21 protein-coding genes and 1 pseudogene are annotated in these 16074 nt (G+C 46.4%); 20 read left to right on the plus strand and 2 right to left on the minus strand.

The genetic code is table 11. From position 1 onward, the window contains the following. Positions 1–185 precede the first annotated feature (185 nt). Together GSF01_RS00005 and GSF01_RS00010 are read right to left on the minus strand one after the other, a co-directional pair. Positions 186–1109 carry an L-lactate dehydrogenase gene (locus tag GSF01_RS00005; protein WP_159881280.1) on the minus strand — a complete coding sequence of 308 codons (924 nt, stop codon included), beginning with the start codon at positions 1107–1109 and terminating at the stop codon, positions 186–188. A 60-nt stretch (positions 1110–1169) separates the two neighbouring features. Continuing rightward, on the minus strand, positions 1170–1958 hold the full coding sequence (locus GSF01_RS00010) for a formate/nitrite transporter family protein (RefSeq protein ID WP_159880972.1): 789 nt from the start codon (positions 1956–1958) through the stop codon (positions 1170–1172). Between the two features lie 187 nt (positions 1959–2145). On the opposite strand from GSF01_RS00010, the pseudogene GSF01_RS00015 reads away from it, so the two are divergent. The 20 genes and pseudogenes from GSF01_RS00015 to GSF01_RS00110 form a co-directional block, all read left to right on the plus strand. Further along, positions 2146–2882 (plus strand): annotated as a pseudogene (locus GSF01_RS00015) (FAD-dependent oxidoreductase); the annotation flags it as partial. A 147-nt stretch (positions 2883–3029) separates the two neighbouring features. Beyond that, positions 3030–3371: a cupin domain-containing protein gene (locus GSF01_RS00020; RefSeq protein WP_159880973.1), complete on the plus strand. Its 342-nt coding sequence runs from the start codon at positions 3030–3032 to the stop codon at positions 3369–3371. Between the two features lie 196 nt (positions 3372–3567). Further along, the gene (locus tag GSF01_RS00025) at positions 3568–4137 is read left to right on the plus strand and encodes a histidine phosphatase family protein (protein WP_159880974.1); all 570 of its coding nucleotides are present in this window, start codon (positions 3568–3570) and stop codon (positions 4135–4137) included. Positions 4138–4197: 60 nt separating this feature from the next. Continuing rightward, the gene (locus tag GSF01_RS00030; RefSeq protein WP_159880975.1) at positions 4198–4611 is read left to right on the plus strand and encodes an NUDIX hydrolase; all 414 of its coding nucleotides are present in this window, start codon (positions 4198–4200) and stop codon (positions 4609–4611) included. 56 nt (positions 4612–4667) lie between these two features. Further along, complete coding sequence (locus GSF01_RS00035; protein ID WP_159880976.1) at positions 4668–5159, plus strand: DUF6933 domain-containing protein; 492 nt, start codon at positions 4668–4670, stop codon at positions 5157–5159. A 195-nt stretch (positions 5160–5354) separates the two neighbouring features. Beyond that, positions 5355–5867: a DUF6886 family protein gene (locus GSF01_RS00040; protein WP_159881281.1), complete on the plus strand. Its 513-nt coding sequence runs from the start codon at positions 5355–5357 to the stop codon at positions 5865–5867. A gap of 600 nt (positions 5868–6467) precedes the next feature. Further along, positions 6468–6983, plus strand: coding sequence for a cupin domain-containing protein (locus GSF01_RS00045; protein ID WP_328803614.1), 516 nt, complete (start codon positions 6468–6470; stop codon positions 6981–6983). A 17-nt stretch (positions 6984–7000) separates the two neighbouring features. Next, the gene (locus GSF01_RS00050; protein ID WP_159880977.1) at positions 7001–7708 is read left to right on the plus strand and encodes an AAA family ATPase; all 708 of its coding nucleotides are present in this window, start codon (positions 7001–7003) and stop codon (positions 7706–7708) included. Positions 7709–7738: 30 nt separating this feature from the next. After that, positions 7739–8287 carry a histidine phosphatase family protein gene (locus GSF01_RS00055; RefSeq protein WP_159880978.1) on the plus strand — a complete coding sequence of 183 codons (549 nt, stop codon included), beginning with the start codon at positions 7739–7741 and terminating at the stop codon, positions 8285–8287. Positions 8288–8293: 6 nt separating this feature from the next. Then, positions 8294–8908, plus strand: coding sequence for a M24 family metallopeptidase (locus tag GSF01_RS00060; protein ID WP_268893668.1), 615 nt, complete (start codon positions 8294–8296; stop codon positions 8906–8908). 29 nt (positions 8909–8937) lie between these two features. Beyond that, positions 8938–9141: a histidine phosphatase family protein gene (locus GSF01_RS29465; RefSeq protein ID WP_235941157.1), complete on the plus strand. Its 204-nt coding sequence runs from the start codon at positions 8938–8940 to the stop codon at positions 9139–9141. A gap of 321 nt (positions 9142–9462) precedes the next feature. Continuing rightward, positions 9463–9909, plus strand: a complete 447-nt coding sequence (locus tag GSF01_RS00070; protein ID WP_159880979.1) for a hypothetical protein — start codon at positions 9463–9465, stop codon at positions 9907–9909. Between the two features lie 38 nt (positions 9910–9947). Next, a complete protein-coding gene (locus tag GSF01_RS00075) occupies positions 9948–10421 on the plus strand; it encodes a hypothetical protein (protein ID WP_159880980.1) in 474 nt (157 codons plus the stop codon). 37 nt (positions 10422–10458) lie between these two features. Continuing rightward, positions 10459–10872, plus strand: a complete 414-nt coding sequence (locus GSF01_RS00080; RefSeq protein WP_235941163.1) for a DUF1801 domain-containing protein — start codon at positions 10459–10461, stop codon at positions 10870–10872. Further along, a complete protein-coding gene (locus GSF01_RS00085; RefSeq protein WP_159880982.1) occupies positions 10862–11284 on the plus strand; it encodes a VOC family protein in 423 nt (140 codons plus the stop codon). The genes GSF01_RS00080 and GSF01_RS00085 overlap by 11 nt, the downstream gene beginning before the upstream one ends. 5 nt (positions 11285–11289) lie before the next feature. Continuing rightward, the gene (locus tag GSF01_RS00090) at positions 11290–11733 is read left to right on the plus strand and encodes a GyrI-like domain-containing protein (protein ID WP_159880983.1); all 444 of its coding nucleotides are present in this window, start codon (positions 11290–11292) and stop codon (positions 11731–11733) included. Positions 11734–11937: 204 nt separating this feature from the next. Further along, entirely contained in the window at positions 11938–13413 is a 1476-nt protein-coding gene (locus tag GSF01_RS00095) for a spore germination protein (protein WP_159881284.1), read from the plus strand. Positions 13414–13429: 16 nt separating this feature from the next. Then, a complete protein-coding gene (locus GSF01_RS00100; protein ID WP_159880984.1) occupies positions 13430–14626 on the plus strand; it encodes a Ger(x)C family spore germination protein in 1197 nt (398 codons plus the stop codon). A 10-nt stretch (positions 14627–14636) separates the two neighbouring features. Further along, the gene (locus tag GSF01_RS00105) at positions 14637–14870 is read left to right on the plus strand and encodes a hypothetical protein (RefSeq protein WP_159880985.1); all 234 of its coding nucleotides are present in this window, start codon (positions 14637–14639) and stop codon (positions 14868–14870) included. A gap of 31 nt (positions 14871–14901) precedes the next feature. Beyond that, positions 14902–16011: a GerAB/ArcD/ProY family transporter gene (locus GSF01_RS00110; protein WP_159880986.1), complete on the plus strand. Its 1110-nt coding sequence runs from the start codon at positions 14902–14904 to the stop codon at positions 16009–16011. Positions 16012–16074: the final 63 nt, after the last annotated feature.

Here is a 16074-nt window from a genome sequence, read left to right on the forward strand (position 1 = left end):
GAGTTGCTTGATGAGCACCTTCCATGGAGTCCAGCAGTTAGGCAACATTGTACATAACGCAAAGCCTATGGATTCTCATGAACCATGGGCTTTTCTTTTTCAATACACCTGGTTATTAGACGCTTACGGTAAGATGCCTGCCTTGGCCGGACTTTTTTCAGGTTAATCGTCTTGCATCGTAAGCTCTACAATCCGATGGAGTCGATAATATCCTTCAGTTTCTTCGCGGAACGCTGCAGCCCGTCGGTTTCTTCTTCAGATAGCTGGAGCTTCATAACGGAGCGAACGCCCTGCTTGTCCACAATACAAGGTACGCCGAGATACACGTCCGACACTCCATGATAATCCTCCAGCAGGGTTGACACGTTGAGGACGGCGCCTTCATCCCGAAGAATCGCGGTGCAGATCCGGTCGATAGCCAGGGCGATAGCGTAGAAAGTGGCCCCTTTGCCCGCGATGATCTGGTAAGCGGCATCCCGTGTATTCGTGAAGATGTCCTCCTTGTTCTCTTCATCGATATTCAGCTCCGTCCCTGCCACATTGGCCAGGCTCCATACGGGCACTTCCGAGTCGCCATGTTCCCCGATGATGTGCGCGTGTACGCTGCGAGGGTCGATACTGAGGTGCTCCCCGATAAGATAACGGAAGCGGGCACTGTCGAGCAGCGTACCCGTACCGATGACCCGGTGTGCAGGCCATTGCGATTTCTTGAGCGACAAGTAGCTCATCACATCCACAGGGTTGGATGCAATCAGGAGGATACCATGGGAATTGACTTTCGTGATCTCGCTGATGATGCTATCGAAGATCGAAGCGTTGCGCTTCAATAGATCAATCCGGGTCTCGCCCTGCTTCTGGGCGGCTCCCGCCGTAATCACGATAATGTCGGCATCCCGGCAGTCCTCATAGCTACCCGCCCATACCTTCGTCCGTCCCAGGAACGGCAGGCCGTGGTTCATGTCCAGAGCGTCACCCACCGCCTTGTCGTGGTTCGCGTCGATGAGTACCAGTTCGTCTGCCCTCTCGCGTAGCAGGAGCGTATAGGCCGATGTAGATCCGACTGCTCCTACGCCGATTACCGCAATCCGGGTTGCTTTTTTCAATTCGATTCATCCCTTCTTAACTTTAAAGTAATCGTTGACCCGTTTCGATCGTCTTTCCCCATGCAGTTACCCTTCCTTCTCATCCAGGAAAGGCTTGTTAACATAATGATACATGACGGCCATAAGCACGGAACCTCCGATAAAATTGCCTATCGTCACGGGGATGAGATTATACACAACCCCCTCGAAGGAGATCGTGCCCGGATGATGAAGCACGAGCGCAATGGCAAAGGTACACATGTTGGCTATGCTGTGTTCATAACCCGAGATAAAGAAACAGAAGACGAACAGCATCATGGCGAACATCTTGGCTCCGTCGTTCCTAAACGACATCGGGATGAAGAATGCCAGGCATACAAGCCAGTTACACAGAATGGCACGGAAAAACAGCTCGAGCACCGGCGCCTGCATCTTCTTCTCCACGACACTGAGAAGAAAGCCGTTGACGCTGTTGTCCCGGAACAGTCCCGTCATATAAATCAGTCCGGCGAACACCACAGCGCCCAGGATGTTGCCTATGTAGCTTGTCGCTAGCAGCCTAGTTGCCTGAGGCCAGCGAATTTTGCGGCGCAGCGCCGCGTACGTGAAGTAGAACGTATTGCCGGTGAACAGATCTCCTCCGCCATAGGAGATTAGGATAATCGCTGCCCCGAAGGTTAGCGCCGCCATCGGGTAAGTAAACGGGGAGTGCTCCAGGTAGAAAAAACCGCCGGTTCGGAAAGCCACGATGACACCGAAGCCGATGAACATACTGGCCAAGGCCGATCTGGAGAGATACCGGACCAAGCTCTGCTGGTAGATTTTTTGTTTTTTGAGCGCCAGCTGCTCTACCTTGAGCAGCGATTTTTGTTCCATAGCTTCACCGCCCAACTATAATGGGAATTCCAAATATTCCCCCAGTTTATCACAAGTCAATCGGCCGCACCAGTAGGATCGGCAAGGTTCTCCTGAACCGGAGAACAAGAGAAAGTCTCTTCATGCTAGACGGAAATATAAATAAAGATAAACCGTAATTAATCTATCAGGGAGGTATGGTGCATTGATAGAGCGCGAGCATCTGGTGGTCGTCGGCAACGGGTTGGCAGGAGTGAACACGATGGAGAACATGCTGAAGCTGGCCCCGAACCGCTATAAAATAACGGTCTTCGGGAGCAGAGCCTTGTCCCAACTACAACCGTATCCAGCTATCGTATGTCCTGGAGAAGAGCAAGGCCATTGAGGATATCATCCTCAATGATTGGGATGGGTACAGGAGAACGAGATCGACCTTCATACGGGTACGACGGTGACCCGCCTGGATCCAGTCACCAAGCTAGTAGCCACGGACAATGGATTGGTCGTCTCCTATGATAAGCTGATCCTCGCCACGGGCTCCAAGCCTTTTATCCTCCCTGTCCCTGGAGCTGACAAGCAGGGTATCGTCGGCTTCCGGGACGACGCTGGAAGCGGAGTTCGTCGTCATGGCTGTAGGCATCCGGCCGAATACCGAGCTTGCTCGGTCTGCAGGCCTTCAGGGAACCGGGGCATCGTCGTCGACGATTATATGCGCACCTCCGCATCGGGCGTCTATGCCGTCGGGGAGTGCAACGAACATCGCGGCATCAGCTACGGGCTGGTCGCTCCGCTGTTCGAGCAGGGGTGGTTCTGGCCAGGCATCTCTGCGGAGTTGAGACAAAGCCGTACGAGGGAATGATCGTTTCCACACAGCTCAAAATCTCGGGAGTGGACGTATTCTCCGCGGGCGAGTTTACGGACGCGCCGGACCTCGCCGTTGTCCGCGGGCGCTTCCCGCTCCTGCGGCGGATTCCGTCCGGTCTAAAAAAATGTTCACGAATTGATTCCTATGTGAGTGTAATCACAAAGGAGGTTCCATTTTGAAGATATAATGGTCTCATACTCAAGAATTTCGTTTAGGGGGAATCGGGTATGTTGAAGCTCTCTCTTCAATCGGTTCGTGAATTCAAGACGGAAAGCTTTACGAAACGAATTTTATTCAAAACGACGAACAGCGTAACGTTTGTCCTTCATTTTTTACCGGGGCAAAAATTGCCGGTTCACCGTCATTCGGATTCCGAGGTTCATCTGTTAGTCCTGGAAGGAAAGGGCCAACTAGTATTGGATGGGGAGATCATGGAGGTGTCCGCGGAAGAAGCTGTTTTATGCGGGGGAGACGTAGCATTTTCCTTCGAGAACACGGGCCAAGAGCCTGTCCGGCTGTACGTGACGCTAACCAAGCTGCCCGATGAACGATATGCAGAGAACATTTAGATCAACATCGAAGCAGAAGAGGGATTCCTCAACTGCTTTTTTTTTTCGGCTCAAAACTAGTCAGTGACTTTGTCGATTATAGAAAATACATACATAAATTCAATATATAATTTATAATACCAGTTAAAGAGCTCGTAAGGGCCACCCTTCGGATGTCCCTTGGTCCTCAAGGAATCGGAAACTCAAGGAGGCAAAGATGAAAACCACTATTTTTATGATTCGGCATGCCGAGTCTCCCTTTGTGTTTGGTGAAGAAAGATCCAGAGGTCTATCTGAGAGTGGATTTCAAGCGGCAATGAAAGTTGCCGACATGTTAGATTCGGTAGACATACATGGTATTGTCTCAAGTACCTACGAAAGGGCTAAGCAAACCGTGCAATTCCTGGCGGAAAGGAAAAACTTGCCAATCATAGAATATGAAGAACTAAGGGAAAGACCTATAAAAGGACTGGACTACAAATCATCATGGGAGGAATTATTGAAGGCGATCGAAAAATCGTTTGTTGATATGGATTATGCTCTCGACGGTGGAGAATCAACAAGACAAGCCCAACAAAGAGCGATCCCGATTGTTCAGGAGCTACTGGAGGAATATAAGGGGAAAAACATAGCCATTGGGACACATGGAAATATCATGACGATTATCATGAATTTTTTTGATAACAAGTATGGATATGATTTTTGGAACAGTACGTCAAAACCAGATATTTATAGAATGACTTTTGTTGAGGGTCAACTACAAAAGATTGACCGATTATGGAAGTGAGGGAAGTTGGGGAAGGCAATGACTTCTTCGAACACCTTAAAGAAAGGAAACTAACAGTTGATGGAGAATTCACCGAAGCATATAATAGTCGCCGCTGCGGTTGTTTTGAACAAGGATAACAAGATTTTATTGCTTAATGGGCCGAAGAGAGGTTGGGAGATTCCGGGGGGGCGTGTGGAGGAGGGGGAGTCTATATCCTCTGCAGCGGTGAGAGAAACCAAGGAAGAAACCGGAATAGATATCGAAATTGTTAAATTTTGCGGGATATTTCAGAACGTTAAGGAATCTGTTTGCAGCACCTTGTTTGTAGGAAGACCTGTTGGTGGAGAGTTTAAAACGTCTAATGAAAGTCTTGAGATTAATTATTTCTCATTAGAAGAGGCACTGAACAAGATAACGTGGAAGAGCTTCAAAAAACAAATTGAATGTTGTATGACTCGTCAAGATCCATTTTTAATAGAATTTAATAACTAAGCAAAGACCATCCATTTGTGTGGGGGATCGAGGAAGGCTCGAAGGAGGACAATAAGATGTTGATTTTCCGAGTTACAAAGAGTTTATTAAAAGAACTAAAGCTTCAATCGACAAGGGTTGATATAGCAGATCCATTCTTTAGTTGGCATGCAAATAACTTTGTACTGAACAGAAGAAAATGCATCGTATTTATGAATGATCTGACACGTTTAAGCGTGACGCTTTATGGAATTAAGGCTAAGGAATATAAGGATCTGGACGGAATTTTTAAAGTACAACTGAGAGACTACTTAATAAGCGAGAATATAGAAGAAGAACGGATAGATAAGTATTTGGAACGTTGTGGGGATGAGGCAATCATTTCAGATACGAATAATCGAAGCGTACTAGGTACTTTAAAGGAAGTAATGTTAATAATGAATACAATTGAAAAGAACGAATGGGCAAGCAATTTGGAGAGAGATCAATGGAACAATACAATTATTTATAAACCGATTGGCTACCAGCAACCTATCGATGTTTTTAAGAACGAGATTAATAAATTATAGGTTAACGATAATTAATATTACGAGTCTTCCTGAAGCATTTCGGAGAAGCAGAATACAGGTGCGTATTCAAAATTAGAGGAATATGTTAAATTATAGAAACGACAGGTAGAACTCCATGACGGAACCTTACATCGAAAAGATTGAGGGTTTTCGTCTTTTTTTCGCTTCACTTATGGGACAGAGGAGAGGATAAACATCTTATATCATTTCAGTGAAGAGGCAGGGATTAAAACCTTTATCCCAAGGCCCAATCGGTCGTTTCCACATCTAAAACCGGCCGTATGGGCCATTGACCAGGAGCATGCTCCTCATTATTATTTTCCAAGGGATTGTCCCCGAGTGATTTATTGGAAGTCGGAAACTAGTACAGCTGAAGATATCGATTTGTTTTTTAAGTACAGCTCTGCGGACAAGATTATGATCATTGAGAATCGTTGGTTGGAGAGATTAAGGGATACCCGGTTATATGTGTATGGGTTTGATCCGAAGGATTTTAATCTGTTTGAAGAAGCGAAGACTGCGGGATACTACATTTCTCATAAGGAAGTTAAACCTGTTCAGGTCGAGGTCATAGATGATTTGCTGGGAAGATTATTGGAGCAACCGATTGAGCTGCGCTTCACGCCCACATTAGGTCTAATAAGGAATGCCGTTATTCAGTCGACCTTAGATTTTTCCATCATTCGATATTCGAATGCGACGAAGTGAAAAGGGGATAGCTCGTAAAACAAATTGATATTATCGAAGTCGATGAAGAAGAGAAGCCTGTACAAAACAAGATGTTGACGCACCGACGGGCAAGGCGGTTTCGTAATATGAAGGATGTGAATAATCATTTGTGAGGAAAAGAGAATATGTCATCTTGTTATTAATCCTAGCTTTAATCATCACGGGTTATTTATACATAGAGTCGAATAGAATGCGACAACATTTACAGGATTCTATAGATAATTCCTTCAAATATCAATTAAGTCATGTCCTGGACAGTTTAAGTATGGAAATAAACGAGTATACCTATAGATCATTAATAGCTAACGTATCTAATGCAGCCTCTTTATCGGAGTTAACGTCTTTTGAGAAAATAAATGATAACCTGGATATTACATTACACCATTTATATATTTCTTTGAGAGAAGAGAAATCAAAGGACAAAGTCTTATTACGTATAGATGAATTGAGGGAGGTTTTTTTGCTTCTAGTTCAGGAGCCCTCAAGTAAGCAGGCTACAGACCGGCTAATTGAGATCACCAACGATACGTTCTTTAACGTAGCGGGATAGCAAATACGATTCAAGGAGCCCAGTCCATAATGAGTTCAAGTACTACAAATTTTATTTTCGTATATGGACCCCTTCTTCTCGGTGTTCTGTTTTTGATCATTGCAGGACTCGGACTATATGGCATGGTATGCATGATTCGACTCGCACGCCGGGAATTAAAAGCAAACCGAAATAAGCCATATCAAAGACAAAATAGGGCTGATACCGTGATAAGTAAACATACTAGGGAGCATTATACTTGGGGAAATCAATGTGACGGTTGGCGCCTTATTAACGAAGAGGACCAAAGCATTATACAGGAACGAATGCCGCCTGGCACTTATGAGGTAAGACATTTTCATAATAAGTCCAAGCAATTTTTCTTTGTACTCTCAGGAACCCTGACTATTGAAGTGGACGGAACCGTTTATAAGCTGGTAGAGCATGAGGGGATGGAAATGCTGCCCGGGGAGCCGCATCAAGTATTTAATAAGTCGGAGAAGGACACCGAGTTTCTAGTCATTTCAAGTCCGAATACAAGGAATGATAGAGTCATACTAGGTTAACAAAGAGGAGCACATCCATGTACCTTAGAAGTGTTGAGCTGCTGACTGAAAAAATTGGGAACCCGGATCAGTATCCCTTCCATATCCCCACGATACGCTCCTTGCATAAATTGGAGTTCAAGAGCAACGTTACTTTTTTTGTCGGTGAGAACGGATCAGGCAAATCAACAATTCTGGAGGCTATTGCTTATCAGTGCGGGTTTAATACGGCCGGTGGCGGCAGAAATAATGTGTATGAGATGCATGCGGCCGAATCCTCGTTAGGTGACTATTTGCGGCTTTCCTGGATGCCCAAAATTTCCAATGGTTTTTTTATGCGTTCCGAATCCTTTTACCAATTTGCATCTCATATTGATAGTATTGGTGCCAATGAGCATTATGGCGGACGATCCTTGCATGAACAATCCCATGGGGAGTCGTTTCTTAATTTGTTCCTGAACCGATTTCATCGAAAAGGACTTTATTTGCTCGATGAACCCGAAGCCGCGCTATCTCCGGCCAGGCAGTTGTCTTTGCTGCGAATTCTTCACGATCTGGCGGACACCTCTCAATTTATTATCGCTACTCACTCCCCCATTATCTTGGGTTATCCGGGAGGGCATATCTTGAGTTTCGATCATAGCGAAATAACCGAAATGGCTTATGAGGAAACCGAGCATTATCAAATAACGAGAAGATTTTTGGAGAATCGAAATAGCATTCTGAAGGAGCTATTCAAGAATTAAGTTAGAGGACTCTGAAAAGGAGTTGATTCGATGAAACATATTTATCTGCTTAGACATGGCAAGGCAGCCGGACAAGAACCGGAAGCCCCCTTAACCGCTCAAGGGCAGGAGGATGCTCTGCAATTGGTTGATTTTTTCATGAATAAACCTATTGATCTGATTTATTCAAGCCCATATCTTAGGGCGGTTGAAACGATCTTGCCATTTGCCAAGGCAGCTAGCAAGAAAGTGGTGATGGATGATCGTCTGAGGGAGCGGGTACTAAGCACCGTACAGTTGGATGATTGGATGAGCAAGCTGGAGGCCACGTATGATGATTTAGAACTGAGTTTTGAAGGCGGAGAATCATCAAGTAAAGCGATGAGCCGGGGAATTGGATTCATTGAAGAAATATGGGCAAGACCTGAGGAGAGTAGTATTGTGGTGAGCCACGGGGCATTATTGTCGTTGATCATCAAGCATTATGTGCCGGAGTTCGGGTTTAACGAATGGAAGCGAATGGCCAATCCGGATATATTTCATATGAAAGCAGGGAAGGAAGAAATCGTTATCGATCATATTGGGCTGTCAAGGGAGTGAAGGACGATAGACGCACAGGAGCTCGCTATTATGGCATGTCAAACATCCAAATCCTATCTAAAACCAGGAATTTCGGAGAAAGAATTCGCTATTAAATGCGAAGAAATTATGTCGGCCTTAGGCGCGGAGGGGCTGTGGTACCCCATGCTCGTCAATTTTAATAAGAACACCATCTATTGCACGCGTGGGGATCACTTGCCTTCCGAACACGTATATTTGTTGGAAACCGATATCGTATTAGTTGATTATAGCCCGATACTCCAGGGGAAGTGGGGGGATTACTCGGAAACGATCCTGATCGGACAAGACGCGGGATTTCATCGACTTATCCAGGATGCCAAGCAAATCTTCGAAGAGACATACGCTTTTTCTAAGCAGTCCGAAACCGTTGGGGATCTCTTTAGGTTTAGCAATCAACTTATCCAATCCAAAGGCTATGAATTACTCGATCCGAACGGAAATATTGGACATTCCATCGAAGATGACGAGAATCAGGATAAGCGTATTTATATCAGTCCAGACCATGAACATGTCCGATTAGAGGGGAAGAAATGGGCGATTGAACCACACATCGGCAAAGGGGGATACGGGGCAAAGTTTGAGAAAGTAATAGCTTTATAACATGTTGTGAGACAGGAGCTGATCTGGCAATGATCTACGTAGTTAGACATGGACAAACCGATCTGAATAAAGAAGGAAGAATTCAAGGAAGACAAGGCTTGCCATTGAATGATCATGGCTTTAAACAAGCTGAATCGTTAAGGGATATCCTCGGAAATCAAACCTTTCATTATGTCGGTATAAAGGCGTGGAAAATGCTGGACATTTCGTCGAAAGAGTATTCGGCTTTATGAGAGAACTTGAAAGCGAGCATGGCTCCTCTCATGAAGTCAACATTTTATTATCTGGACATCGCTGTACAACGGGTTGTATCGGTGCTTTTTTTAGAGGGATCCCGGAGAATGGAAATATATTGAGGTTCTCTTCGAACAACGGAGAGTATAACGTCTATCAGTTCTCGTCCTGGTTATGAATGATCGGAAACCAACCCTTACTGACGAAAGGAAGACAATCTCTATGAAGCTGCAGCAGTTAGTTAACGAGAAACCAACAAAATTGTGGAATCAAAGAATGATCGAATACGGAGACGACCTTTTTACAGAAAAATGGAGAGAATGGTAAGGGAAGCGATGAAAAGAAGGACTTTGATCCTAGCGATGGCATGTCTATCCCTGGTCTATTATATTCTCTGTATACATGAAAAGGCAGCTGTCGAGCGTACGATTCATGGCTTTTATGACGGATTTATCCGTAAAGATTTTACAGAATCCTATACCTATTTTGATATGAAATTCAGAAGTGATATCTCCGAGGACTTGAAGATGAGCTTGATCGCACAGCAACTCATCAATGATCGTCACTGGTATGGGGACATTCAAGGCTTCCATATTTGGCCGATGCTATGGGGAGGTCGAGGAACGAAAGTCGTTTATGTGAAGGTTACGTATCTACATTCCTTGGAAAAAGGGGATAAGACGGATAAACTCACGATCCAGAAGATACATGGGGAATGGGTAATCACGCAATACGCCTCCGGCTCCCCTTGGCCAAACCTGCCATAGGGCTTTCTTGCGCCCACTGAAGAACCGAGGAGGGTAATATGGTAAGAAAATTAGACATGAGAATAGGCATCCCTATCATCGTGGTTGTCCTGTATGTAGGCTTCATTTTTATGCTGGACCCTCTTCGTGTAACAGGCTGGCTGGTCATCCCGCTTAATAACCATTATGGAAAACAGTTTCTCTCGAATATGATTGAAGGTCATTTCCAAGCTGCGTCCTCCGCTTTGTCGCGTGACGATGCGGATAAGGGGAAGTGGACCCGGGAGATAGAGGGGTTTAAAGAACGAGGATTTTATGCGGTAAGCTACACAGGTCTCAAAATACCCCATGACAGAGAGCGTATGGATGGACATGCGGCTGTTACTTTTATGGTAAACGGTCAGCAAGAGACCTATCCCACCGTTCTTACTTTTTCGTTAGATGGCATGAATCAGGCCTGTATTCAATCTTCATCTGACTCCACTTTTGTAAAGGAATGGAACCGTATAAATTGCTACTTCGATGGAGGGTAGCTGTTTACTTTCATGAATGGAAGAGGAGATGAGCCAGATGTCTAATGCACAAGTAGCTGAGTTTATGAAAAACCTCGAACATCCGTTAAAAAAGGAGATCGAGGAGGTTCGCACAATCATACTAAGCGTCAATGAGCATATAACAGAGCATATCAAGTGGAATGCCCCAAGCTTCTGTATCCATCATGAAGATCGGGTGACCTTCAATCTCCAGGGGAAAGGTTTTTTCCGCCTTGTGTTTCATTGTGGCGCCAAGGTAAAGAAGCACGCAGAGCTAAGGCCGCATTTCGAGGAATATACCGAGTTATTAGACTGGGCCTCAGGAGACAGAGCCATTGTAAAATTAACCAGTAGTAGCGATGTGGATTCTAAGAGAGAGAAGCTGGCGGAGGTTGTCGCCCTGTGGATGGAAGTAACGAGTAAAAAGGAGGCTCATACCTATGAACAATAATCCGATAGATAATCGAGAAGGTACTAGTTTTATCGAGGGGATCGAGTACACGGAAATTCCAGTTGCTGACTTGGAAAAAGGCATCGACTGGTATTGCAATAAGCTTGGAGCTAAATTAGGATACCGGAACGAGGATTTAGCATACGTTGATTTCTCAATGGGGCCTAGCTTATTTTTAGTCAAGACAAGTGACCTTACTAGCTCCACTTTCCTGGTTAACGGGGAAGATCACTATACAATTGGATTTCGAGTGACTCTAATAGAAGAGTTTCGTAATTACTTATTGACTCTCGGCACTCAAGTAAGCGTTATCAAGGATGAGGGAGCTATTGGTAAATTTTTCACCTTCTATGATCCGTTCGGCAATATGTTCGATGTTCATCAGCCCGCTAAACGAATGAATAAGGAGTGAATGCTATGAGTAAAGAGATCACGATTCAAGACTTCATTGAAGCCCGAATCGAAAAAAGAAAGAGCATTCCACTTATTGGCCTTCGGGGCAGTAGTCCAGAGGAAGACAACAAATTATTCCGTGAGCTGTCGGCAAGAAAAAATGAAATACAAGCTCGAAAGAATGGGCACGAGTATCTCGTAGTAGGCTGTGACCGAATAGTTGTGGGAGTAGAGGTGACAGAGGATTCCTTTATCCCGGAGGGAATGGTTTCTTTTATCATACCTGCCGATGATTATGTCGTTTTAAGGTTCGAAGAACGGTATATCGGGGAGTTCTGGAATGCCATATGCAAAGAAGAGAATCTGATTGCATACGGCATAGACCTTGGAAAGCCAAGATATGAGATATTTACCGATCTGCTTCAGCCTCGAGGAATTACGGAGTGGTATTTCTCTCACAATAAATAAATAGTCAATCCAGCGCCCTGATTTTTGTTGACGGGCGTTTTTGTCGTTTTCCTCCAGTAAAGTGCTATCCCGCTATCGTGTTTCAGTTTTTGGCAAAATGGATACACTATACAGCGGAATGAATCGGGAGGGATCTCCGTGGCTTTTTTCTTCAAGGTCCCCAATCAGGGGCAGGTAAACGACTCGGAAAAACAAGAGGAGAACATGCCGCTTTCCTCAGATAGGGAGCATAATGTTCAATTCGTGAGAGAATCGTTAGGGAATAGCACAGACCTGGTCATAAGGGAAATTGGGATGGGAACCCGTTCCGGGCAGCGTGCCTCCATCCTGTATGTAGACGGCTTAACGGATACGACGATGGTACAGGATTTTATTGTGAGGGCGCTCACATCCGATGCTCTGAATAGCAGTAAGCAAGATGATTCCACTGATACCGATAGCGATGTATTCACGATTGTCAAAGAACGCGCGGTTTCGATCGCGATGATTGATGAGATCGGCAGCTTTAACGAGTTATTCTCCTCTGTTCTAAGCGGAGATACGGTCATCTTATTGGAGCATTGTGACCGGGGTCTCAAAGCCGGCACCGCGGGATGGGAAGACCGGGGGGTTCAGCCTCCTGAAGACCAGACCGTGGTACGGGGGCCGCGGGATGCTTTTACCGAGAATCTGAGGACGAACACGGCGCTTATCCGGCGAAAGGTTAAAAATCCGAAGCTGTGGGTCCGAACAAAGCCGGTCGGAACCGTATCGCAAACGAACGTGGCTGTCATGTACATCCAAGGGATCGCCAATGAGCAGGTGCTTGAGGAGGTATACCGCAGACTGGACGGGATCGAGGTCCCCGGTATTCTGGAAAGCGGTACGATCGAGGAGCTTATCGAGGACAGAACCTATACGCCGTTTCCGACGATGTATAATACGGAGCGGCCAGACGTGATAGCGGCGGGGCTAATGGAAGGGCGCATCGCGATACTGGTCGATGGAACCCCGTTCGTTTTGTTGGTTCCGGCACTATTCATTCAATATTTCCAGACGGCCGAGGATTACTACCAGCGCTCTGACTTTGGTTTGCTGCGAGTGCTGCGTGTGTTAGCTTTCTTTATCGCACTGCTCGGGCCCTCTCTGTATATCGCGGTTACCACCTTTCACCAAGAGATGCTCCCGACGCCGCTGATGATCAGCATTGCCGCAGGACGGGAGGGGATTCCATTCCCTGCGTTTATTGAAGCTCTGCTTATGGAGACGATCTTCGAGATTTTGCGTGAGGCGGGAATTCGTATGCCCCGAGCGATCGGGCAGGCGGTTTCGATTGTTGGCGCACTTGTAATAGGCCAAGCGGCGGTGGAGGCCGGATTGGTATCGCCTAGCATGGTAATTGTCGTCGCGCTTACAGCCATTTCCTCTTTCGTACTGCCAGCCTATAACATAGGCATCGCGGTCAGATTACTGAGGTTTCCCCTCATGGGACTTGCGGCGGCGGTAGGCTTATACGGGATATTTATCGGGATCGCGCTGATGCTTGTTCACTTGTGCAGCCTGAGATCCTTCGGCGTACCTTACATGGCGCCGTTCGCTCCTTTTAATATGAAGGACCAGAAAGACAGTCTTATACGGCTGCCCCAAATCGGCCTCTCCTTGCGCTCAAACTCAATCACGCCCAAGCAGAAGAAGCCTTGATCGGAGAAGGAGAATAATGGATCGATTGCTACGCATGGCTTTATTGCTTTCGATGATGCTGATGCTGAGCGGCTGCTGGAACCGGCGGGAAATCAATGATCTCGTCATTGCGGTCGGGATGGGGATTGATAAAGTACCAGAAGGCTATCATGTATCTATACAGGTGGTTGATCCGGGTGAGGTTTCGGCTAAGAAGGGAAGCGGACGCGCGCCGGTCGCTCTCTATAAAGGGACAGGCAAGACGGTGTTCGATGCGATCAGAAGTATGACAAGCACCTCGGCCAGAAAAATCCACTTCTCGCACTTGAGAATTTTCGTTATCGGTGAAGAAACGGCCAGAACAGAGGGCATCGGCAGCCTAATCGAATATGTTTTCCGAGACCATGAATTTCGTGAGGATTACTATATTACCATTGCCAGGAAAATCAAGGCGGAGGAGATCCTTAAAGGCTTAACGGCTATCGAGAAAATTCCCGCCAATAAATTGTTTACTTCGCTGGAAATGTCCAGTAAAACCTGGGCGGCGACGGGCACCATGAAAATAGACGAGCTGATCTCTGACCTGATGTCGGAAGGAAAGTCCTCGCTTGTGACCGGGATACATTACACCGGAGATATAAGCAAAGCCGGAAAGAAGGAAAATGTCGAGGTGACGGAAGGATACGCCCGATTGAAGTATGGGGGAATGGCCGTTTTCCGCAAGGATAAGCTTGTTGGATGGCTTGATGAAGAAGAAAGCAAAGGCTATAACTACGTGCACGGTAAAGTGATAAATACGGTGGGAGTGGTGAACTGCCCCAAGGAAAAGGGCAATGTCTCCATAGAGATCAAAAATCTTATCAGCAACATCCAAGTAAACTGGCGAGATCATACTCCGGCGCTGGAAATCCGTTTGACTACGGAAGGGAGCGTGGGGGAGGTTCAATGCGGCCTCGACCCGACGGACCCGGCAGTGTTACGCGAGCTGGAGAAGCTTTCGGCCAAGAAGCTAGAAGGATTCATCCGAAAGGCGCTTGGCAAAGGTTATTCACTTGAAGCCGACTTTATCGGACTCGGGGCAGCTATCCATCGATCGGATGCCAAAGCTTGGGCTAAGCTGAAGGAGGATTGGAATAAACAGATGTCCTCCTACCCGGTGACGGTAAAAGTCAGTGTCAAATTACGGGCAACGGGCAAAACAACCGAGGCGTTCCTTAAGAAAATGAAGGAGTGATACTTGAGTAATGGTCATCAAGGCGCTTGGAGTATTCATCGCAGCTATCCTTCTATTTTGGTTCGATGGCCGCGCTCTGTGGAAACAGCAATTGCGCAAGGATGCCATCGTGTCTGCGATGATTCTGTTCACAGCGGTTGTGGTCAGTCTGGTCCGGATCATGAAATGGGGAACGCCCACCCCTCTATATGTGGTAAGCTGGTTCTTCAAACCGCTAAGCGATTTGATTCGAATGCTTCAATAACATATGTTGACCTAGAGGAAGGAAGCAGATCATGCAGCAACCGGTACAAATCGGCATTCGACAATTTCAAATAGTAGTCATCCTGTTTACCATCGGGACTACCATCTTGATTACACCAGCCGGGCTGGCCAGTGAGGCCAAGCAGGATGCATGGATGGCGCCGCTCTTTGCCATGGTGCCTGGACTGCTCCTGGTACTTCTTTATAGCAGGATCGGCCGCGGTGACCAGGGAATGACATTGGTCAGGCTGTGCGAAGCCCTGCTCGGCACATGGCTCGGGAAGGCGTGGTCGATTTTTTTTATCTTCTTTTCTTTCCTGGCATCGGCGATGGTGATGTTCGATGTGGGCAGGTTTATTACTTCGATCATTATGCCGGAAACACCCTTAGCATTTATTAACGCGCTGTTTGTTTTCTTGTTGATTTACGCAACGGGAGTCGGCTTCGATGCTTTGGCGCGGATGCTGGAATTGTTTTTTCCGTGGTTCGTGCTTCTTTTTTTGCTGATGGTCATCATCTTATCGCCGCAGATCGATTTTCGGAATGCGCAACCTGTGCTTGAAGCAGCGCCGAACAAGCTCCTGTCTGCGACTCTTTCGGTATTAAGCATAACCTTCATGCCTCTCGTTGTTTTTCTGATGGTCTATCCGAGTCGCTTAAAAGATCCTGAATCCGCCAAACATGCCTTTTTTACAGCCGCTTTGATCGGAAATGCCCTATCCTCCGTCATTATAGCCTTGACAATTTTCGTACTTGGCGCAAACCTGACGTCACTCCAGGAATATCCGGTGTATCATTTGGCCAAGAAGATCAGTATAGGGAATTTCATTGAGCGGATCGAAGCGGTCGTAGCCGGTCTGTGGCTGATCACCAGTTTTGCCAAAATGTCTCTTTATTTTTATGCGGCGCTTTCGGGTTTTGTGGATGTCGCCAAACTGAAAAGCCAGCGTTCGGTGTTAGTGCCGATGGGGGTTTTGCTGCTTGTCGTTTCGGTCGATATTTTTCCGGACTCGGCGTTCGAAAAAAAATTCAATGCTACCGATTGGATCGCCTTCGTATTATGTGTCGGGGTTATTCTGCCGCTAATCCTTGTGGCGACCAAGTATTGGAGGGGACGTTACGGAAAGCAATCTGCCAAGTAATCGGATTGACCGATTATAGGTAATGAAAGCCACAGCGAAGGCTGCTGGCTGTTTTCGCGTTCG

The organism is Paenibacillus puerhi (genome assembly GCF_009846885.1).
Lineage (GTDB): Bacteria > Bacillota > Bacilli > Paenibacillales > NBRC-103111 > Paenibacillus_G > Paenibacillus_G puerhi.